This is a genomic window from Rhizobium sp. BK379, from assembly GCF_014193955.1.
GTDB lineage: Bacteria > Pseudomonadota > Alphaproteobacteria > Rhizobiales > Rhizobiaceae > Rhizobium.
The window spans coordinates 284,679-305,857 of sequence record NZ_JACIAD010000006.1 but is presented as its reverse complement, the minus strand read 5'-3'; the positions used below and the strand labels follow the sequence as shown (position 1 = coordinate 305,857).

The following is a 21,179-nucleotide window of genomic DNA, read 5'->3' as shown; positions in this document are numbered from 1 at the left end:
AGTCGCGCTCATGCGAGCGGACATCGTAAGCTAACCGGCGGTCGGCTCGAGGAGCACAGCGAGATGGGATGCGGGCTCATCGGTTGTGCTCACGCACTCCCGCAAACCTGTCTTTGCGTCAGGGTTTCGCGCGGTCAGGATGGGCTGCCTGGAAGGCTGGCAATTTGGCGCATTTGCCATCGATCTCGACGATCCGCTTGAAGTCGGACATATCCACTCCCCAGCGGCGGGCATTGTAGACCTGTGGAACCAGACAGAGGTCCGCCATCGTCGGTGTATCTCCAAAGCTGAACCCGTCGCCGGCCGGATCGATCATCGCCTCCAGCTTGCGAAGTCCGTCCGAGATGAAATGCTTCATCCATTCCTCGCGGGCGTCGCTCTTGTCCGTTACGGTCATCAGATGCGCCACGACATGCGTGTTGCATATCGGATGGATGTCCATGGCGACCGCGTATGCAAAGGCGCGCACTTTCTGGCGATCGGAACTATCTGCTGGCAGCAACCCACATTCCGGCCGAAGCTCGGAAAGATATTCGATGATTGCCAGTGATTGAGTCAGAATTTTCCCATCGATCACCAATGTCGGGACGAGCCCCTGCGGGTTGAGCGCCAGATATTCCGGCTTCCTGTGCGCTCCCTCCAGCAGGTTGATCGGCACTGTTTCGTAATCGATCTCCAGGAGATTGAGCGCAATGCGGACGCGATAGCTCGCCGATGACCTCCAGTAGTCATAAAGAACGACGTTGTTCACTGCAGCTTGCTCCTCAAAGGACGATTCCGGCTGAGGGAATTATCGATATTTCTCGACGGTCTGCTCGATCGCCCCGAAGATCGAATGGCCTGCATGATCCTTCATCTCGATGCGGACCTGATCCCCGAACTTCATGAACGGGGTCTTCGGCGCCCCGGTTTCGATCGTCTCAATCGTCCGTATCTCGGCAATGCATGAGTAGCCGTCCCCTCCGTCGCCGACCGTCCTGCCCGCTCCGCCATTCAGCTTGTTGGAGACCGTTCCCGAGCCGATGATCGTTCCGGCCACCAGATTGCGGGTTTTGGCGGCATGGGCGACGAGCTGGCCAAAATCAAACGCCATGTCGATGCCGGCATTCGCCTTGCCGAATGTCGTGCCGTTCAGGCTCACAAGCAGCGGCAGACACAACTTGCCGCCATCCCAGGCCTCCCCGAGCTCATCCGGTGTCACCGCGACCGGAGAAAATGCCGATGCCGGTTTGGACTGGAAGAAACCAAATCCCTTGGCGAGTTCGTCCGGTATGAGGCCGCGCAGCGACACATCGTTGACGAGCATTACCAGACGGATGGCATTGCGCGCAGCTTGCGGGCCGGACCCCATGGCGACGTCGCCGGTAATGACGGCAACCTCGCCCTCCATGTCGATCCCGTAGCTCTCGTCAGCCACCACGATCGGATCTCGCGGCGCAAGGAAGCCGTCCGAACCACCTTGATACATCAGCGGATCGGTCCAGAAGCTCGCCGGCATGTCGGCCCCACGCGCCTTGCGCACCAGTTCGACATGGTTGAGATAGGCCGAACCGTCGGCCCACTGGTAGGCCCGCGGCAAAGGCGATGCGGCATCGTGCTCGTGAAACCGGATCGTGGGCTGTGCTCCTGCCTCGATGCCCTCAGCAATTTGTTCGAGCCTCGGAGCCACCTGCTCCCAATTATCAAGAGCTGCCTGCAGGGTGCGGGCAATGTGACTGACTTCGGAGCAGCGGGTAAGGTCGCGGGAGACGACGACAAGCCGGCCATCTCTCGTGGAGTCTTTTAACGTCGCGAGCTTCATATCCCGTTCCCGTACCGGAAGGTGTCTGACCTGTTTACCTGATGCCTCACTTGATACCGGGGGTTCCATCGAACTTGCGTTCAAGGCCGTCCCAGCATTCCAGGTAATTATCCTGCAGTGTTTCAAGCTCTGCCGCATATTTCGTCAACTGCTGCGGGTACCGGGTCTCGAACATGAAAGCCATGGTGTGATCCAGCTTCACCGGCTTGAGCTCGGAGTTGGATGCCTTTTCAAAGGCAAGTGCGTCCGGCCCGTGGGCAAGCATCATGTTGTGCAGGCTCATGCCGCCGGGGACGAAACCCTCCTCCTTGGCGTCATATTGGCCATGGATCAGGCCCATGAACTCGCTCATGATGTTGCGGTGATACCAGGGTGGACGGAAAGTGTGCTCGGCCACCAGCCAACGCGGTGGAAAGATCACGAAATCCACATTCGCCGTGCCTGCATCTTCGGTCGGGGCGGTCAGCACCGAAAAAATCGACGGATCAGGGTGATCGAAGCTGATCGCGCCAACAGGCGAAAACGTCCGCAGATCGTATTTGAAGGGCGCATAGTTGCCGTGCCACGCCACCACATCGAGCGGCGAATGACCGATATCTGTGACATAGAATTTTCCGCACCACTTCACATGGACGCGGCAAGGTTTTTCCTTGTCTTCGAAAGCGGCGACGGGTGTCTTGAAATCTCGCGGGTTCGCCAGGCAATTGGCGCCGATGGGACCTCGGTCCGGCAGGGTGAATTTCGCGCCGTAATTCTCGCATATATATCCGCGCCAGACCGGCTGTTCGCCACCTCTCAGAACCTTGAACATCATGCCGCGCGGGATGAGGCATATTTCCAGGGGTTCGACATCCATGATGCCCATTTCGGTGAACACCTTGATGGCACCGAGCTGCGGCACGATCAGCAGCTCACCATCGGCGTTGAAGAAGTAGTCATCCACCATGTCCTCATTGAAGACATAGGCATGGGCCGCCATGCCCACCTGGGTCGTGACGTCGCCCGCCGTCGTCATTGTCCGAACGCCCTGAAGAAACGTCAGTTTTTCGGTCGGCGCGGGAATGGGGTTCCAGCGAAGCTGCCCGAGGGGAAGCGAATGTTCGTCCAGGCAAGGCGCGGTTTTCCAGAGCGGGTAGGAAACATTCGAAAAGCGGCCTGTGTGGCGTACACTCGGGCGAATGCGATAAAGCCAGGACCTTTCATTCGTCCCGCGCGGTGCGGTAAACGGCGAGCCGGAAAGCTGCTCGGCATAGAGACCGTAATTGCATTTCTGGGGGCTGTTCTGGCCTTGCGGCAAGGCGCCGGGAAGCGATTCCGTTTCGAAATCGTTGCCGAACCCCGGCATATATTTCAGCTTGTTCGCAATCACTGCTTCACCCTCGGAAGCCTGGATCGATGTCTGGTCCATTGCTCAACTCCTCGCCCCGAAAACTCTTGCAGCGCCGCGCATCTCCTCAGACGCGCGGGACAGCCCCAAGAGTTTACTCCGCCGCAGTCCCGATGACACCACGCTTGATCTGATCGGCCTCGATCGACTCGAAGAGAGCACGGAAATTGCCCTCGCCGAAGCCCTCGTCGCCCTTGCGCTGGATGAATTCGAAGAAGATCGGGCCGATGACCGTCTTGGAGAAGATCTGGAGAAGGATTTTCGTCATGCCGCCATTCAGCACGCCCTCGCCGTCGATGAGGATGCCATGCCTCTTCATGCGTTCGACGGGTTCGCTATGCCCGTTCACGCGTTCATAAGACATATCGTAATAGGTCTCCGGAGGGCCTGGCATGAAGCGTAGACCATTGTCGGCAAGCCCGTCGGTAGCCTCGTAGATATCTTCCGTTCCAACCGCGATGTGCTGGATGCCCTCGCCCCTGTACTTCTTCAGATATTCCTCGATCTGGCTCGTGTCGTCCTTCGATTCATTCAGCGGAATGCGGATCTTGCCGCAGGGCGACGTGATCGCCCGGCTCACCAGACCGGTGATACGCCCATCGATATCGAAGAAGTGAATCTGTTTGAAATTGAACAGGTTTCGATAAAAATCCCACCACTTGTCCATGTTGCCGCGAAAGACGTTGTGGGTGAGATGGTCGAGATAGTAGAAACCGATCCCCTGGGGATGCGGATTACGCTCGCCAAGCCAATCGAACTCGGCATCGTAGGCCGATCCCTTTGCGCCATAGGTCTCGACGAAGTAGAGCAGCGAGCCGCCAATACCGACGATCGCCGGGACGTCGAGCGCCTTGTCGTCCCCTTCATAGGGCACGGCGCCTTTTGACACGGCGTGATCGAATGCGTGTCTGGCGTCGACCACGCGCCATGCCATCGACGGAGCGCACGGACCATGCTCCGCGACGAACCGAGCGGCGTGGCTGCCGGGTTCTGCATTCAGGACATAGTTGATGTCGCCCTGGCGCCAGACGGTGATGTCTTTCGTTTTGTGCTTTGCGACTGGGACGTAGCCCATGCACGCAAAGAGTTCGCCCAGTTTCTCGGGCTCAGGATGGGCGAATTCGACGAACTCGAATCCATCGGTGCCGGCCGGGTTGTCGGCGGTGATTTCCGAGGGCGGCGCGTCATGTGGAAAGGGGCCCATTTTCTCCTCCTGGGAACTGGACTTCGATATGCAAAGTGTGGCGCAAAACGCATGCAAAGTTCTTGCATTCTTCACGGAGAAGGAAAAGATTATGCACATTTCGTGAGGATTTTTGAGGTTTTACGCAATGGATGAACAGCTCGACAGATTGGATTTACGCCTGCTCCAGGAGCTTCAAAAAGACGGCCGGTTGACGAACAATGAGTTGGGCGAGCGGATCGCGCTTTCCCCCTCGCAATGCTCGCGCCGGCGCACCAGACTGGAGTCCGAGGGATATATTCGCAGCTACCGGGCCTATCTCGATCAACAGAAGCTGGGTCTGGATATGCTGGTGGTCATCTCCGTGACGCTTGCGACCCACAACAGGGACAATGCCCGCAGGTTTTCGCAGCTGATCAACGGATTGCCGGAAGTTCTCGAAGCCTATGCGCTGACCGGTGAAATGGACTATCACCTGAAGGTAGCGACCCGCGGGCTCGCCGACCTCTCGAAATTCGTCAACGACGTTCTGTTACCCCACGAGTCGGTGCAGCACGTGAAGACCTCGATCGTGCTCGACACGCTGAAAACATTCGAAGGCTTTCCGATACACATGCCAGGTCATTGACATGGCGACCGCACGCAGTGATCCGGCACCAAGCGTCAGAGCGGCAGCTCGGTCGAGAATTTCAGCTCGCGCAGCACGAAGCTCGATACAACCGTGCGCACATGCGGGTTGCGCATGAGATAGCGGGTCATGAAGGCTTCGTAGCCTTCCACGTCTCTCGCCCTTATCTTCAGCATGTAGTCGAAGGCGCCTGACAAGGCGTAGCACTCCATGATTTCTGGCCGCTCCAGCACCACCGAAGCGAAGGATGCCACCGCCTCTTCGTGATGATCCTCCAGTGTTACATGCGCGATGACGCAGAGCTTGAGATCGAGTTTTCCGGGATCGAGCAGCGTCACGCGCTTGCGGATGACACCGTCAGCCTCAAGCTCCTGGATCTTCCGCCAGGCCGAGCTCTGAGACATGCCGGCCTTTTCCGCCAGGTCTGCCAGGGAGAGGCTGCCGTCGGCCTGGACGAGTTGCAGAAGCTTACGGCGAAAATTCCCAGATTCTTTCATTTTTGGCAGCCTGCTCGGGAATATTTGCCGCCATTATGGCGACAGCCACCACGAAAGAAAAGAAAATCCTCCAAATCCGAGGGATAATGGCGCGGACGCCGTCCCCGGGAGGATCAGATCATGACCAAGGAAAGCAGCTACACCGCAAAATTACCCGGGACCGATGGTCTATATGACTATAGCTCCGAAGAGGATGCAATTTGGGGCGAACTCTACCGGCGCCAGATGAAGCTGCTCGCCAATACGGCCTGCCGCGAATATCTTGATGGCGTTAAAATGCTGGGGCTCAAGCCCGACACGGTGCCTCAGCTTCTCGATGTGAACAGGCGCCTGAACGAGACCACCGGCTTCGGGGTGGAAGGTGTACCGGCGCTCATTCCGCCCTCGCGATTTTATGAACTTCTGTCGCAAGGCAAATTCCCGCTCGCAACCTTCCTGCGCCGTCGCGAACATATCGACTACATCGAGGAGCCGGATCTGTTCCACGAGGTTTTCGGCCATTGCCCGATGCTCACCAACCAGAGCTATGCCCATTTCGTGCGACATTTCGGCGAAGCCGCCGTCCGCCTTGGCAAAGGCTATTCCTGGCATCTCTTCCGTATCTTCTGGTTTACCGTCGAGTTCGGCCTGATCAATACGCCGCAAGGCCGCCGCTGTTTCGGCGCAGGGATCGTTTCATCGCCAAGCGAAGCCAAGGCGGCAATGGAAGGCACGGCGTGCGAATTTCGTCCATTCGATCTCATGAGCGTGCTGAGAACACCCTACCGGATCGATATCCTCCAACCGATCTACTACGTCATCGATAGCTTTGCCGATCTTGAAGCGATCGTCGAACAGGATATCGAAGGCATGATCCTGAAGGCGAAATCGCTGGGCGATTTCGCGCCAGCCTTCGAAGCCAAAGCTTCGTGAAACGCTGACAATATGGCGGTGGCGAGGAGCGAGCTTTGGCCTTCCCTTCACCGATCTTCCAATCCTGGCAACGCTCACTTCGGTCCGGCTCGACCTCCCAGATGATCTTGCCCTGAGGCAACTGACGACCAGACAACGTCAGCGATGCTTCGCAAACGTCAATCGCTCAGGTCTGAAGCGCTCGCACCGGCCCGGTGGACTCGCGCAGGATGAGTTCAACCGGCCATAATTCGTGGATCTCCGTCGGCGAGCGCCCCGCAAGAAGCTGCAGGACAAGATCGGCGCAACGCGTACCAGCCGCACGCATCGACGACCGGGTAGCCGACAAAGACGGGGCCATGTTGTCGGCCGTCAGATAGGGAAAGACGTCATCGTGAGCGATGACCGAGACATCGCTGCCGATCTGCAGCCCCAGCGAACGCGCGGCCCGATAAATGCCGAGCGCCGTCATCATCGATCCGGCGACGAATGCCGTCGGCCGCTTCGGCTGCTCGAGAAATGAGCGTGCAAAGCGAAAACCGAGTTCGTCGGTAAAATTGCCGTTGGCGATCAATTGCGGATCGACGTCGATCCCGTAGCTCTGCAAGGCGCTGCGGTAACCGATGTCACGATGCAGAGCATAGGTCGCACCCTGACGGCCATTGATCATCGCAATCCTCGTATGACCGAGATCGATCAGATGCGAAGTCGCACGGCGCACAGCCCCTTCATTGTCGATATCGAGCCAGGGGTGCGGCACGTCGATATCTGAACGGCCATGAACGAGAAACGGCATTCCCAACTCATGCAGCAAAGCGATGCGCTGATCGTTGGGTCGAGGCGAATGCACGATCATTGCATCCACCCTTTGGCTTTCCGCCAGCCGCCTGTAAAGCTGCATCTCTGCATCGGATTCTGGATTAGCCATCGGAATGACCAGAATATCGGTGTCTTCCGTGACAAGACGCTCCGCCATGCCCGCCATGAATTCCGCAAAGTGAAACTCGCCGGCGCGCCCCATGACAACGCCAATAGCGCCAACCCGGCCGGTTTTCAGCCTGACCGCATTGACGTTCGGTCTATAGCCCAGCCGCACGGCCTCTTGAACGACGCGGGCGCGCGTCACCTCGCTTACCTCGGGATAGCCACTGAGCGCGCGGCTGACAGTCGTGGGAGATAATCCAAGTTGTTTTGCGAACTCTTTGAGTTTCATTGACCGAAAAGACTTTCATCGCCTGCGCTGCCGGGCATCTATACCATCGGCCTCGCAAATTCCACATTCTATGCCGTCGACTATATTTTCTCAAATCGATTTCAATTTTATTCGCCGCCTAGATGACCGCCACCAGGCTCAGGAAATCACGACCCATGACTTCACCATTGATTTATAACGACATTTTGCATTGCTAAACAAGTACCGGTAGCAGCCCAGAATCCGCCTTGACAGGGTATCAACCTTCTGACAGGTTTTCACAGCCAAATCGATTTCAATTTGGTCTTTGGGAGGAGAAAATGAAGTTTCGTTTCACAGCGGCCGCTGTCGCGGCTGCGCTTATCGGCGCGTCGGTACCGTCCTATGCCGCCGAGATCAGCATTTCAGCGAGCTCTACCGGCAAAAACCTCGATCTGCTCCGTAAGCAGCTCGACGCCTTCGGGAAGGCCACCGGCAATACCGTTAAGATCGTCACCATGCCGTCGTCATCCACGGAACAGTTTTCGCAGTATCGGCTCTGGCTCGCAGCCGGCAACACAGATGTCGACGTCTACCAGACGGATGTTATCTGGGCCCCGCAGTTGGCAGACCAGTTCGTCGACCTGAAGGATGCCACCAAGGACGTCGTCGGCGACTTTTTCCCGGCGATCGTTGCCTCCCAGACCGTGAATGGCCGCCTGGTCGCAATGCCGCTTTACACGGACGCGCCGGCCCTCTTCTACCGCAAGGATCTTCTTGAAAAATACGGCAAACAGCCGCCGAAGACCTGGGACGAGATGGAGGCAACCGCCAAGGAAATCCAGGAAAAGGAACGCGCCGCCGGTCAGAAGGACCTGTGGGGCTATGTCTTCCAGGGCAATGCCTATGAAGGCCTGACCTGCGATGCACTGGAATGGGTCAAGTCCTCGGGCGGCGGCCAGATCATCGAGACCGACGGCACGATTTCAATCAACAACGAGAAGGCGGCGGCAGCACTCAATCGCGCCAAGGGCTGGATCGGCACGATTTCTCCGAGCGGCGTGCTTGCCTATCAGGAAGAAGAATCCCGCGGCGTCTGGCAGACCGGCAACTCCGTCTTCATGCGTAACTGGCCCTACGCCTATGCGCTGGGCAACGGCGCCGACAGCCCCGTCAAAGGCAAGTTCGACGTGACGACGCTTCCAGTTGCCGCAGAAGGCGACAAGCCCTCCTCGACGCTCGGCGGCTGGAACCTCGCCGTCTCGAAATATTCGAAGAACCCGGATGCAGCGATCGAACTCGTCAAGTTCCTGACCTCGAAGGATAGCCAGAAGCAGCGCGCTATCGAGCTTTCAAACCTGCCGACCCAGTCGGCGCTGTATGACGACAAGGATATTGCCGCCGCGCAGCCTTTCATGCCGAACTGGAAGCCGATCTTCGAGAACGCCGTGCCGCGGCCGTCGGCTGTTGCCAAGGTCAAGTATAACGAGGTTTCCGCCAAGTTCTGGACTGCCGTCCACAATACGCTCTCCGGCAGCGGGACAGCCGAAGAAAACCTAGAGCTTCTCGAAGCCGATCTGACGACGCTGCAAGGCAGCGGCTGGTAACCGATCGAGGCGGCAGCGTCGGATTTCCCGCCGCTGCCGCTTCCGATAACGCCATCGTCGATTGTCTCGTGAAGCGGATATTCCATGAGTGAAGTTGCAGTCTCCCAAAATCTGAGCACGGGCGCGCACACAAAAGCGATCTCTTCGGATCTGAGCGCAGAACGCGTCCGGTCCGCCTGGATCTTCCTGGCTCCGACCCTGCTGATCCTGGCCATCGTTGCCGGCTGGCCGCTGTTCCGCACCATATACTTCAGCTTCACCGACGCGTCGCTGACGAACCTCGGCGATGCCAAGTTCATCGGCTTCGACAACTATCTTTCCTGGGTCACCCTGAAGAGCGGCCGCACGATCTATAGAGGACTGCTGGCCGATCCCGCCTGGTGGGGCGCGGTCTGGAACACGGCAAAATTCACACTGTTATCGGTGACCATCGAAACCGCGCTCGGCCTCATCGTCGCTCTTGTGTTGAACGCACAATTCGTTGGCCGCGGCATCGTGCGCGCCGCCATCCTCATCCCCTGGGCGATCCCGACCATCGTTTCCGCCAAGATGTGGGCCTGGATGCTCAACGACCAGTTCGGCATCCTCAACGACATGTTTCTCGGCCTCGGGCTCATCAGTCAGAAAATCGCTTGGACGGCGGATCCCAATACCGCGATGATTGCCGTGCTGATCGTCGACGTCTGGAAGACGACGCCGTTCATGGCGTTGTTGATCCTCGCAGCCCTGCAAATGGTTCCAGCCGACATCTACGAGGCTGCCAAGATCGACGGCATCAATCCCGTCAAAGTGTTCTGGCGTCTGACCCTGCCGCTGATACGTCCGGCCATCATGGTTGCCGTAATCTTCCGCATGCTCGACGCCATGCGCATCTTCGATCTCATCTACGTGCTGACGCCGAACAACGCCCAGACCAAGACCATGTCGGTGATGGCGCGCGAGAACCTCTTCGATTTCGACAAGTTCGCCTATGGCGCGACCGCCTCCACCGTTCTGTTTCTCATCATTGCCTCGGTCACCGTGCTCTACATATGGCTCGGCCGCGTCAAACTCGGGGGGCGCGAACACTGATGCTGCTCACAGCCACCAAGAATACCCTGTTCTATCTGCTGGTCGCCGTCATCGTCGTCATCGCAGTCTTCCCGTTCTACTATGCGATCCTGACGAGCTTCAAAGCAGGCACCGCCCTCTTCGAGGTCACCTACTGGCCAAGTTCGATCTCGCTGGAAAACTATGCCGGCGTGCTGACGACGGGCAGCTTCATCCGCAGCCTCGGCAATTCGCTGCTCATTGCCTGCCTCGTGGTTGCCGCCTCTCTGCTGCTCGCGGTGACCGCATCCTACGCACTTGCCCGCGTGCATTTCCGGGGTCGGGCACTCCTGATGCTGACCATCCTGTCCGTCTCGATGTTTCCGCAGATTGCTGTCCTGGCGGGGCTTTTCGAGCTCATCCGCTGGATCGGCATCTTCAATACGCCCTTCGCATTGATCTTCTCCTACATGATCTTCACGCTGCCTTTCACGGTCTGGGTGCTGACGACCTTCATGCGGGATCTGCCGATCGAGATCGAAGAGGCGGCCATCGTGGATGGCGCCTCCCCCTGGGTCATCATCACGCAGGTGTTCATGCCACTGATGTGGCCAGCGCTCGTCACCACCGGCCTGCTCGCCTTCATCACGGCCTGGAACGAGTTTCTGTTCGCTCTGACTTTCACCTCATCGGATGCGCAGCGGACAGTGCCGGTGGCGATCGCTCTGCTTTCAGGCGGCAGTCAGTTCGAAATCCCCTGGGGCAATATCATGGCGGCATCGGTCATCGTCACCGTGCCCGTCGTCATCCTTGTTCTTATTTTTCAACGCCGGATCATTTCCGGGCTGACGGCCGGCGGCGTCAAAGGCTGAGGAAAGCGCGACATGGCACAAATTAGACTCGATAATATCCGCAAGAGCTTCGGCGCGTTTGAAGTCATCAAGGGCGTCAGCATGGACATTCGCAAGGGCGAATTCATGGTCTTCGTCGGCCCGTCCGGCTGCGGCAAGTCCACCTTGCTGCGCCTGATCTCGGGACTTGAGGACATAACGTCAGGCACGCTCTCCTTCGACGGCGAGCCGGTCAATCGTCTGTCTCCCTCCAAGCGCGGGATCGCGATGGTCTTCCAGTCCTACGCGCTCTATCCGCATATGACGGTCTACGAAAACATGGCCTTCGGCATGAAGCTCTCCGGCCGGACCAGGGAAGAATGCAAGGCGCGCGTCGAACAGGCGGCCGGCATGCTGCAGCTCTCGCCCTATCTGGAGCGCCTGCCGCGCCAGCTTTCCGGCGGCCAGCGCCAGCGCGTCGCCATCGGCCGCGCCATCGTTCGCGACCCGAAGGTCTTTCTCTTCGACGAACCATTGTCGAACCTCGATGCTGCTCTGCGCGTCGCCACAAGGCTGGAAATCGCCAAGCTTCATCGCGGCATGCATGACACGACGATGATCTATGTCACCCATGATCAGGTCGAGGCCATGACCTTGGCCGACCGGATCTGTGTCTTGCGCGATGGCGTTGTCGAACAGGTCGGAACACCGATCGAACTCTACGAGACCCCGAATTCGATCTTCGTTGCCGGTTTCATCGGCTCGCCGAAAATGAACTTTCTCTCCGGTCCGTGTGCAGCACCCTATAATGCCCACACGATCGGGGTCAGGGCCGAACATATCGAATTCGCCGATCAGGCCCCAGCGTGGACCGGTACCGTCATCCATTCCGAAATCCTCGGCTCGGACAGTTTCGTCTACCTCGACATCGGCTCCGCGGAGCCGCTCATCGTTCGAGAGACCGGCGTGTCCAGCCATCAGCCCGGCCAACAATTGGGCGTATCGCCGCTCAACGGCCGCATTCACCGCTTCGACCAATCCGGACGCGCGCTCGAAAGGGTTCCTTTCAAGGGCGCTGCCTGAACAACCCATCAAACCAACAGGATCTGACCGCCTCCCATCGGTTCCGGTCCGCTACTTGCTGCAAAGGAGCATAGTCATGGCCATTCGCACCGTCGTATGGGGAGAGAACATCCATGAGACAACCAATGAGATCGTCCGGGGCATCTACCCTGAAGGCATGCATACGACCATTGCCAAGGCGCTGAACACGGATCCGGCGATTTCGGCAACGACGGCGACACTCCAGGAGCCCGAGCATGGTCTCACCGAAGCCCGGCTTGCCGAGACCGATGTCCTGACCTGGTGGGGTCACAAGGATCATGGTGCTGTGTCCGACGTCGTCGTCGAGCGCGTCGCCAAGCGGGTCTGGGAAGGCATGGGCCTCTTGGTGCTGCATTCCGGCCATTTCTCGAAGATCTTCAAGCGGCTGATGGGCACTCCCTGCGCACTCAAGTGGCGCGAGGCGGGTGAACGTGAGCGCCTGTGGACGATCAACCAGCGCCATCCGATCGCAGCCGGTATCGGCGAGCATTTCGAACTGGAAAACGAGGAAATGTATGGCGAGCAGTTTTCCGTGCCGGAGCCGCTGGAGACGGTCTTCATCTCCTGGTTCCAGGGCGGCGAAGTCTTCCGCTCGGGCCTGACGTGGCGGCGTGGTGCCGGCAACATCTTCTATTTCCGTCCGGGTCACGAAACCTACCCGACCTATCACGATGCAACGGTGCAGAAGGTGCTGATCAATGGCGTGAAGTGGGCCTACAACCCGCAAGGCGATCTGAAGAGCATCACCGACGCTCCGAATGTGCCGGTGGAAAAAGCACTGGAGCCGATCGTCGAACGCGGCCCGAGACTGCATCAGGCCGGCGAAGCCGGTTACCGCTGAGGAGAATAGAAATGCGTCTACTCGTTCTTGGTACGGGCACGATGGCCAAAAACCAGGTTGCCAACTTCCTCGCCATCGACGGTGTCGAGGTGGTCGGCGCCGTCGATACGGATCGGGGCCGGCTCGATGAGTTCGCCGATCATTTCAACATCGAAAAACGCTTCAGCACGCTCGACGAGGCGATCGCCTGGGGCGAATTCGATGCAGCCACAAATGTAACGCCTGACCGCATCCACCACGCGACAAGCCTCGCGCTGATCGCCGCCGGCAAGCACGTCTTTTGCGAGAAGCCACTGGCGGAAAACTATGCGCATGCCTTGGAAATGACGGAAGCCGCGGAAGCGGCCGGCGTCATCAACATGGTGAACCTTACGTATCGCAATGTCGCACCGCTACAGCGCGCCCGCGAGATGGTACTGGCCGGCGAACTCGGCACTATCCGTCATGTGGAAGCGTCCTATCTGCAGAGCTGGCTGGTATCGCGCGCCTGGGGCGACTGGCGCACGGAATCGCGCTGGCTCTGGCGTTTGTCCACCGGCCACGGATCGAACGGCGTGCTCGGGGATGTCGGCATCCATATCCTGGATTTTGCCGCCTATGGTGCGGCGACTGACATCGATCACGTCTTTGCGCGGCTGAAGACCTTCAACAAGGCACCGGGCGGGCAGATTGGCGAGTACATGCTCGATGCCAATGACAGCTTCACCATGTCGGTCGATTTCACCAATGGCGCGCTCGGAGTCATCCATGCGACCCGCTGGGCGACCGGGCATCTGAACGAGCTGAAGCTGCGCATCTATGGCGAAAAAGGCAGCCTCGAAGTCATCCACCGCCCGGATGGTTCGGATCTTCGCGGCTGCTTCGGCGACGACATTGAAAGCGCCACCTGGCGTGATATCGAGGTGCCGGCAGTGCTGACCAATTATCAGCGCTTTGCAGAAGCCGTCAGGACCGGCAAGCAGGACGATCCCACCTTCCGCCACGCCGCCAATCTGCAGAAGGTCATCGATCTCGCGATCGTATCGGAGAAAGAACGCCGGGAGCTCAATCTGCTGGCCTCTGACACGCAGCAAGCCACGGCTGACCAGGAACCGGGAGGCAAGGCGGACGATCAGGGGCCGGTGCTGGCACTCGTCGTCTGACGGCTTGGAAAATAACGAAGGCCCGAATGTTCGGGCCTTCCTTGAGCCGACTGAGCTCGCTCTGCTTACTGCTCAACCGGCAGCTAGGCAGCCCTACCAGCCGCGCCCACGCCCCGATAGGCAATGAGATCCTCGATGGTGATCAAGTGAAGGCCGTGCCGCTCGGCAAACTGCTCAAGCTCCGGCAGACGCGCCATCGTGCCATCATCATTGGCCACTTCACAGATGACACCCGAGGGCGACAGGCCAGCCAGCCTTGCGAGGTCCACAGCCGCCTCCGTATGGCCCGGACGCGAAAGCACGCCGTTCGGATGCGCACGCAGCGGGAAGATATGACCGGGCCGCGCAAAATCCTCAGGGCGGGAATCCTCGCCGATGAGCGCGCGAACGGTTGCGGCGCGGTCAGCGGCTGAAATACCGGTTGTCGTTTCAGGGATATAGTCAACCGAGACGGTGAACGCCGTCTTCAGGAGTTCGGTATTGTTGGGGACCATCTGCGGGATCTGCAGTTCGTCCAACCGCTCACCTTCCATGGCCACGCAGATGAGGCCACGGGCATAATTCATCATGAAGGCGATTGCCTGCGGGGTGATCGCTTCGGATGCAATGACGAGGTCGCCCTCGTTTTCCCGATCGCGGTCGTCGACGACAACCACGATCTCGCCCCGCGCAATCGCGGCGATCGCATCTTCTATCTTGGAAATTGCCATTTCTCTGCCTTTCAAGGGTTAGCCGCGTGAGCGGCATTCATGGCCTGTCAAAAGCCACCATTATCCCTTGGGCGAACAAGCATATGAAACGCCGCATGCCGAGCGGCGTCCTCTGCGTTGCTCTCTTCCATCCGGACTGTGACCGTCGGCTCCGGCATCTCACCGGATCTGCTGACCCTTCGCTTTCACGAAGGCGCTCGCGGGCTCCGAGTTGCCTCGATACCGCCGGTGGGGAATTGCACCCCGCCCTGAGAACACTGCTTATGTAAATGACGAATGGCTTGTTCTGCAAGAGGTTGGGTACAGATCACGTCGCGAGAATTGCTTCTCCGTGATGAAAGCACCGTTTCCTATTGTCGAACAGCGCTAGGACATGATCAGCCCGCCATCGACATTGATGGTCTGGCCGGTGATATAGGCCGCGTCATCGCTTGCAAGAAAAGTGACAAGGCCGGCGACGTCTTCACCCGATCCGGCGCGCTTCATCGGGATGCCTTCGACCCATTCTTTCATGAGCTCGCCGGGTGCGTAGTTGCCGAGCAGCTTGCCCCATGCCTGGTCGTTATAGGCCCACATGTCGGTTTCGATTATGCCCGGGCAGAAGGCGTTGACGGTGATGCCGTCGGTCGCGACTTCCTTGGCAAGGCTTTGGGTGATGCCGACGACGCCCATCTTCGAGGCAGCATAATGCGGCGTATAGATGAAGCCGTCGCGTGCCTGTCCGGACGCCGTATTGATGATACGTCCGCCGCGACCATGTTTGCGCATGCGGGCGATCGCTTCCTGGGCACAGAGGAACACGCCCTTGGTATTGACCGCCATGACCTTGTCCCACTCGCCCTCGGTCATGTCCTCGATGCGAGCAATGGTGATGACACCGGCATTCTGGATTGAGACGTCGACAGCGCCGAAGGCCTCCTCAGCGGCGTCATAGAGAGCTTTGACGCTTGTCTTGTCGGTGACGTCGCCAACAAAGGAGATCGCCTTTCCGCCGTCGGCCCTGATCTGCTCGGCAACGCCATGCACACTTTCCTCGTTGGCGGAGACCACGAGATTGGCGCCCTCGCGCGCGAAGCGTTTGGCAATCGCCGCACCGATACCGCGGCTTGCACCCGTAATGACCACGGTCTTGTTTTCGAAGCGTTGCATTCTCTTTATCCTTTCACTGGGGCCCGCGTGAGCGCCGTTTTGCAAACCGGCGACACTTGCCTCCTCACCAGACTTCAAACGGCTGCAGAAATGATCCCGGCAAATTCCGATGCCTTCAGCGAAGCACCGCCGACCAGCGCTCCATCCACATTGCGAAGCCCGAAAATCGCCTCGGCATTGGATGCCTTGACCGAACCGCCATAGAGGATCCTGACCGAATGGCCGTCATCGCCCAGCCGCTCTTCGAGCATCTGCCGGATCGCGGCATGGACCTCCTCAATCTGTTCGTTGGTCGGCACCAGCCCGGTTCCTATCGCCCATACAGGTTCGTAGGCGATGACGAGATTGGCGCTCGTTGCTCCCTCGGGAACGGATTCTCTGAGCTGCCCGCCGACAACTTCGATCGCCCGCCCCTCATCACGCTCGTGCCGCGTTTCACCCACACAGACGATCGCGATCAAGCCCGCCCGATGAGCGGCAACCGCTTTTGCAAGGACGATTTCATCATCTTCGCCATGAGACACGCGACGCTCGGAATGCCCGAGGATGACATAGCGCGCGCCGATGTCCGCAAGCATTTCGGCAGAGACATCACCGGTATGCGCACCTGACTGCTGCGCATGGCAATCCTGTGCGCCGATGGCCAGGTTCGAATCCCTGACCCGCTCCACCGCGCGATCGATCAGCGTGAGGGGCGGGCAGACGACGATATCGCACGTCGCACCGCCCGTTAGTCCCTTCAGCGCCTCGATCTCAGCTTGGGAGGAGATGAGACCGTTCATTTTCCAGTTGCCTGCGATCAGCTTGCGCATCGTATCACCAGCAGCAGAAGCCGCCGTCGACGAGCAGATCGACGCCCGTCACGAAACTTGCGGCATTCGAAAGCAGGAAGACCGCCGGACCGACCATCTCATCGACACCGGCCATGCGCTGCATCGGCGTCTGCTCTTCGAAGAGCTTGGTCTGATGTACCATCTCCGGCCGGGTGTTCATCGGCGTTGCCGTATAGCCCGGCGAAATCGTGTTGACGCGGATGCCGCGCCCGACCCACTCCATGGCGAACGACTTCGACATATGGATCACGCCCGCTTTCGAGGCATTGTAATGGGCCTGGCTCAAACCGCGATTGACGATAACGCCCGACATGGAGGCGATGTTGACGATCGACCCGCGGCCATTCTTCAACATGGCCCGCGCTTCGGCCTGGCAAGACAGGAAGATGCCCTTCAGGTTGATGTCCATCAGCGTCTGATACTGGTCCTCTTCCATCTCCTCGGCGGGATTGGCGCTGGCGATTCCGGCCGCATTGACGGCAAGCGAGAGAGCCCCGAGATCGGCTTCAGTGCGGGCGACCGCATCCGCCAGAGACGACTTGCTGGTGACATCGGCGGCAATCTCGATCGAGCGGCGGCCGGCAGCCCGGATATGGCTGGCAGTGGTGGCAAGGCCGTCATCGGTGCGGCGATCGAGAAGCGCTACATCGGCGCCGCACTGGGCGAGACCGATGGCGATCCTCTGCCCGATGCCGCTGCCGGCGCCAGTTACGATGGCGACCTGGCCGCTGAGATCGAATAGTCTTGGTGCGTTCAGAGAGATGTCGGACACCGCTCTTCCTTTCTGTCTTTGCCTAGATTGTCGCCAGTTCCATGACCGAGACGTCGTTTGCCTCGTCACGCTTCAGAATGCCTGCCTGCTTGCCCTGCGCCAGCACGAGAATGCGGTTCGACACGCCGAGAACCTCCTCGAGGTCGGAGCTCACGACGATGACCGCAACACCCTGTTTGGCGAGGTTGACGATGATGTCGTAGATGCCGGCGCGGGCGCCGACATCGATGCCGCGTGTCGGCTCGTCCAGCACCACGACCTTGGGATCACGCATCAGCCATTTGGCGATGACGACCTTCTGCTGGTTGCCACCCGAGAGATCGGAAGCGAACTGCTCCGCGCGTCCCTTCACGCCGAATTTCGTCACCGCCTTTTCAGCGAAAACGCGTTTCACGCCCGAGGTGAGCCAGCGTCCGCCAAGCTTGTCGAGATTGGCGTAGATGATGTTCTCGCTGATCTTATGTGCAACCACGAGGCCCTGGTCCTTGCGGTCCTCGGGCACCATCACGATGCCCTTGGCGATCGCATCCGCAGGGCTGCGCAGCTTCAGCGCTTCGCCTTCCAGCCTGATCGAGCCGGCGCTGATTGGATCGGCACCGGAAATGGCCCGCACGAGCTCGGTGCGACCGGCGCCGACAAGGCCGGCGATGCCGAGGATCTCGCCGGCATGAACGTCGAAACTCACATCGCGGAAGGAATCGTCCGGCGACGTCAGGCCGGATACCTCAAGCACGGGCCTACTCGTCGGCTCGGGAAGGGTCGGAAACATGCGATCGAGCGAGCGGCCGACCATGCTCTCGACGATCGTGCGCACCGGTGTCGCGCTGTCGGCAAATTCATGGACGCGCTCTCCATCGCGAAGCACGACGATACGGTCGGTGATCTTTTTGATCTCTTCCATGCGGTGGGATATGTAGATGATCCCGACACCCTCGGAGCGGAGCTTGCGGACCTGCTCGAACAAGGCCTCCGTCTCCGCGCCGCCAAGGGCTGCGGTCGGCTCGTCGAGGATCAGGAGTTTTGCGTTGAGCGCCAGCGCCTTGGCAATCTCGATCAGCTGCTGATTGGCGGTCGAAAGGCCGGCAACCTTTCGGGTCGCGGGAATGTGCAGGTTCAGCCGGGCAAGTTGCTCCTGAGCACGGCGGACCATCTGGGTGCGGTCGACGACGCCATTCTTCATGGGCCATCGGCCGATAAAGACATTTTCGGCGATGGAAAGATGCGGCAAAAGCTGCAGTTCCTGATGGATCAGCACGACGCCCTTGTCGATCGCCTCGCGCGGAGCGGCCGGGGCATAAGGCTGCCCCAGCCATGTCATCGAGCCCTCGGAAGGTGTGCGTGATCCGGCAATGATGCCTGACAGCGTCGACTTGCCGGCGCCGTTTTCACCGAGAAGTGCCACCACCTCGCCGGGATAGACGTCCAGGTCCACATTTTTCAGCACCTGGAGCGGTCCGTAGCGCTTGGATATGCCCCTCAGGGAAAGAACCGGCTCGGTCACAGCACACCTCCTCGAGATTTCGGCTGATTAAGGATGGTTGGCGATGAAGCCTGCTACGTTTTCCTTGGTCGTCAGCGTCGCATCGAGAAGCTGAACCGGCGGAACCTTCTCGCCAGCGACAAGCTTGATGGCGTTAGCGACGGCTTCGCGGCCCATCTTCTGGGTCTGCTGCGTGGCCGTCACATCGAAGACACCCTTGCTGAGAGCTTCGAGGGCGGCAGTATCACCATCGAAACCGCCAACGACGATCTTCTGCGAAGGGTTTGCAACCTTGATTGCCTGGGCGGCACCAAGCGCCAGCGCGTCTGCCTGAGCGAAGACGATCGTGACATCCGGATTGGCCTGCAGCATGTTCTGCATGATCTGGAAGCCTTCGTCCTGGAACCAGTTGTTGGAATACTGTTCGGCAACAACCTTGACGTCCGGATTGGCCTTCAGGGATTCCGCGCAACCCTTGGAACGATCAAGCTCGGGCGTGGTGCCCTTCTGGCCGTGGATGATGACCATCTTGCCCTTGCCGCCGGCTTCCTTGAGGATGTAGTCGCAAACCGCCTTGGCGGAGGCAACGGAGTCCGTCGCCAGGAACGTGTCGCCCGGAGCACCTTCGGCATTGCGGTCGACGTTGACGACCGGGATGCCGGCCTGCTTTGCAAGCTTCACCGGAACGGTAGCCGCGGCTGCACCAGCCGGGATATAGATGAGAGCGTCGATGTTCTGGGTCAGAAGGTCCTGGATCTGGTTGACCTGCGTCGGGCCGTCGCCCTTGGCGTCGACGGTAACGACCTCGATGCCCCGCTTCTTGGCTTCGTCTTCAACCGACTGCTTGATCTGGTTGAAGAAGTTTGCCTGCAGGTTTGCGACGGCAAGGCCAAGCTTCTTGACTTCGGCCGCGTGAACGGATCCGAGGCTGAGGCCAAGCAGGGCAGCAGACGCGAGCAGAGTGCGCGCAAATTTCATGTCAGTTCCTCCGTTGTTAGTGAACCCTTGGGTATCCTCCCCCTCGGGCAATAGATCCGCTCCAAACCTTTCGGAGAGGAATTTCACGCGGCCCGCATCACCTGCGGGCCTGATGTTCAGGCAGCGCGCCGCTTGCGGATTGTCTCGGCGCCGACCGCGAGAACGATCACGACACCGATGATGACCTGCTGCAGGAAGGGTGAGACGTTGAGCAGGTTGAGGCCGTTGCGCAGCACACCGATGATCAGGACGCCGATCAGCGTGCCACCGATGCCGCCGGCACCGCCCGACAGTGATGTTCCGCCGATAACGACCGCTGCGATCGTGTCGAGTTCGTAGCCGAAGCCGCTGGACGGCTGGGCAGAGTCGAGACGGGCGGCAAGAACGATACCGGCAAGACCTGCAAGTACGGCACTCGCCACGTACACAAGAATAGTCACAAGCTGGACGTTGATGCCGGCAAGACGGGCAACTTCGGGATTGCCGCCGACCGCATAGAGCATGCGTCCTTCTGCGCGGAAGTGCAGGAAAATCCAGGCAGCTGCGACGACTGCCAGCATCAGGAAGACGGTTGCAGTCAGGATGCCGAAATGGCGGTCAATGGCCAGCATCATGAACCAGTCAGGAAAGCCCACGATCTGCTGGCCGTCGGTGATCATGTTTGCCACGCCGCGCGCAGCCGACATCATCGCGAGCGTCGCGATAAAGGCGGGGACCCTGAACCAGGTGACCATGATGCCGACGATAAGGCCGCTGATCATCGAGGCAATAAGCGCCGCCACGATGCCGAGGCCGAGCGGCAGACCGGCGACATTCGCCGTCCAGCCCATCACCATCATCGCGAGAGCCAGGACCGAGCCTACCGAAAGGTCGATGCCGCCGATCAGAATCACGAAGGTCATGCCGACTGCCATGATCCCGAGCACGGTGATCTGGTCGAGAATGTTCAGACCATTGCGGACGGAGAGAAATGTATCAGTGCTGAAGGTCAGGAACAGGCAGAGCAAAAGCAGTCCGATGAGCGGACCGGTTGCTCCCGTGAGCTTGCTGACCCACGTACCGGACGGCCGGCTCTGTTCATTCACGTCGATCGCCACCATCGTTCCTCCCTAAAGATCAAGGCCGGCGGCCACTATTTCCTCAAGC

At 59.4% G+C, this 21,179-nt stretch carries 21 protein-coding genes and 1 riboswitch; of the genes, 8 read left to right on the top strand and 13 right to left on the bottom strand.

Features of this window, described 5'->3' with window-relative positions:
• Positions 1-118: 118 nt before the first annotated feature.
• From maiA to hppD, 4 genes are all read right to left on the bottom strand, one after another.
• Positions 119-751, bottom strand: a complete 633-nt coding sequence (gene maiA / locus FHT93_RS25390; RefSeq protein ID WP_113014533.1) for a maleylacetoacetate isomerase — start codon at positions 749-751, stop codon at positions 119-121.
• A 39-nt stretch (positions 752-790) separates the two neighbouring features.
• Complete coding sequence (locus FHT93_RS25385) at positions 791-1,801, bottom strand: fumarylacetoacetate hydrolase family protein (protein ID WP_183850003.1); 1,011 nt, start codon at positions 1,799-1,801, stop codon at positions 791-793.
• Between the two features lie 46 nt (positions 1,802-1,847).
• Positions 1,848-3,209, bottom strand: a complete 1,362-nt coding sequence (hmgA, locus tag FHT93_RS25380; RefSeq protein WP_113014535.1) for a homogentisate 1,2-dioxygenase — start codon at positions 3,207-3,209, stop codon at positions 1,848-1,850.
• Positions 3,210-3,282: 73 nt separating this feature from the next.
• Positions 3,283-4,392, bottom strand: a complete 1,110-nt coding sequence (gene hppD / locus FHT93_RS25375) for a 4-hydroxyphenylpyruvate dioxygenase (protein WP_113014536.1) — start codon at positions 4,390-4,392, stop codon at positions 3,283-3,285.
• 127 nt (positions 4,393-4,519) lie between these two features.
• On the opposite strand from hppD, the gene FHT93_RS25370 reads away from it, so the two are divergent.
• A complete protein-coding gene (locus FHT93_RS25370; protein ID WP_113014537.1) occupies positions 4,520-4,999 on the top strand; it encodes an Lrp/AsnC family transcriptional regulator in 480 nt (159 codons plus the stop codon).
• A 35-nt stretch (positions 5,000-5,034) separates the two neighbouring features.
• Here FHT93_RS25370 and FHT93_RS25365 read toward each other — a convergent pair whose 3' ends face one another.
• A complete protein-coding gene (locus FHT93_RS25365; RefSeq protein ID WP_112972690.1) occupies positions 5,035-5,496 on the bottom strand; it encodes an Lrp/AsnC family transcriptional regulator in 462 nt (153 codons plus the stop codon).
• A gap of 120 nt (positions 5,497-5,616) precedes the next feature.
• Between FHT93_RS25365 and FHT93_RS25360 the strand changes: the two genes are divergently transcribed.
• Entirely contained in the window at positions 5,617-6,408 is a 792-nt protein-coding gene (locus FHT93_RS25360; RefSeq protein ID WP_113014538.1) for a phenylalanine 4-monooxygenase, read from the top strand.
• A gap of 166 nt (positions 6,409-6,574) precedes the next feature.
• Here the strand turns inward: FHT93_RS25360 and FHT93_RS25355 are convergent, their stop codons facing one another.
• Positions 6,575-7,600 (bottom strand): substrate-binding domain-containing protein, encoded by a 1,026-nt coding sequence (locus FHT93_RS25355; RefSeq protein ID WP_112546103.1) that lies wholly within the window; start codon positions 7,598-7,600, stop codon positions 6,575-6,577.
• 299 nt (positions 7,601-7,899) lie between these two features.
• On the opposite strand from FHT93_RS25355, the gene FHT93_RS25350 reads away from it, so the two are divergent.
• The 6 genes from FHT93_RS25350 to FHT93_RS25325 all read left to right on the top strand — a co-directional run bounded on the left by FHT93_RS25350 (position 7,900) and on the right by FHT93_RS25325 (position 14,111).
• Positions 7,900-9,165 carry an ABC transporter substrate-binding protein gene (locus tag FHT93_RS25350; protein ID WP_112546102.1) on the top strand — a complete coding sequence of 422 codons (1,266 nt, stop codon included), beginning with the start codon at positions 7,900-7,902 and terminating at the stop codon, positions 9,163-9,165.
• Between the two features lie 84 nt (positions 9,166-9,249).
• On the top strand, positions 9,250-10,236 hold the full coding sequence (locus tag FHT93_RS25345) for a sugar ABC transporter permease (protein WP_183850001.1): 987 nt from the start codon (positions 9,250-9,252) through the stop codon (positions 10,234-10,236).
• Complete coding sequence (locus FHT93_RS25340) at positions 10,236-11,066, top strand: carbohydrate ABC transporter permease (protein WP_113208279.1); 831 nt, start codon at positions 10,236-10,238, stop codon at positions 11,064-11,066. The genes FHT93_RS25345 and FHT93_RS25340 overlap by 1 nt, the downstream gene beginning before the upstream one ends.
• Before the next feature lie 12 nt (positions 11,067-11,078).
• Complete coding sequence (locus tag FHT93_RS25335; protein ID WP_183849999.1) at positions 11,079-12,107, top strand: ABC transporter ATP-binding protein; 1,029 nt, start codon at positions 11,079-11,081, stop codon at positions 12,105-12,107.
• A gap of 76 nt (positions 12,108-12,183) precedes the next feature.
• Positions 12,184-12,969, top strand: coding sequence for a ThuA domain-containing protein (locus FHT93_RS25330; protein WP_113144697.1), 786 nt, complete (start codon positions 12,184-12,186; stop codon positions 12,967-12,969).
• A gap of 11 nt (positions 12,970-12,980) precedes the next feature.
• On the top strand, positions 12,981-14,111 hold the full coding sequence (locus FHT93_RS25325) for a Gfo/Idh/MocA family oxidoreductase (RefSeq protein WP_112971685.1): 1,131 nt from the start codon (positions 12,981-12,983) through the stop codon (positions 14,109-14,111).
• Positions 14,112-14,194: 83 nt separating this feature from the next.
• Here the strand turns inward: FHT93_RS25325 and ribB are convergent, their stop codons facing one another.
• From ribB to FHT93_RS25290, 7 genes are all read right to left on the bottom strand, one after another.
• A complete protein-coding gene (gene ribB / locus FHT93_RS25320) occupies positions 14,195-14,821 on the bottom strand; it encodes a 3,4-dihydroxy-2-butanone-4-phosphate synthase (RefSeq protein WP_183849997.1) in 627 nt (208 codons plus the stop codon).
• 115 nt (positions 14,822-14,936) lie between these two features.
• Positions 14,937-15,081: riboswitch (FMN riboswitch) on the bottom strand.
• Positions 15,082-15,187: 106 nt separating this feature from the next.
• A complete protein-coding gene (locus FHT93_RS25315) occupies positions 15,188-15,970 on the bottom strand; it encodes a glucose 1-dehydrogenase (RefSeq protein WP_183849995.1) in 783 nt (260 codons plus the stop codon).
• A gap of 74 nt (positions 15,971-16,044) precedes the next feature.
• Entirely contained in the window at positions 16,045-16,782 is a 738-nt protein-coding gene (tpiA, locus tag FHT93_RS25310; RefSeq protein ID WP_112546490.1) for a triose-phosphate isomerase, read from the bottom strand.
• A 4-nt stretch (positions 16,783-16,786) separates the two neighbouring features.
• Positions 16,787-17,575 (bottom strand): SDR family oxidoreductase, encoded by a 789-nt coding sequence (locus tag FHT93_RS25305; RefSeq protein WP_183849993.1) that lies wholly within the window; start codon positions 17,573-17,575, stop codon positions 16,787-16,789.
• A gap of 22 nt (positions 17,576-17,597) precedes the next feature.
• Positions 17,598-19,076 (bottom strand): sugar ABC transporter ATP-binding protein, encoded by a 1,479-nt coding sequence (locus FHT93_RS25300; RefSeq protein ID WP_113145177.1) that lies wholly within the window; start codon positions 19,074-19,076, stop codon positions 17,598-17,600.
• A 27-nt stretch (positions 19,077-19,103) separates the two neighbouring features.
• Positions 19,104-20,033 (bottom strand): sugar ABC transporter substrate-binding protein, encoded by a 930-nt coding sequence (locus tag FHT93_RS25295; RefSeq protein WP_112546487.1) that lies wholly within the window; start codon positions 20,031-20,033, stop codon positions 19,104-19,106.
• Between the two features lie 116 nt (positions 20,034-20,149).
• Positions 20,150-21,133, bottom strand: a complete 984-nt coding sequence (locus FHT93_RS25290; protein WP_113208598.1) for an ABC transporter permease — start codon at positions 21,131-21,133, stop codon at positions 20,150-20,152.
• Positions 21,134-21,179 lie beyond the last annotated feature (46 nt).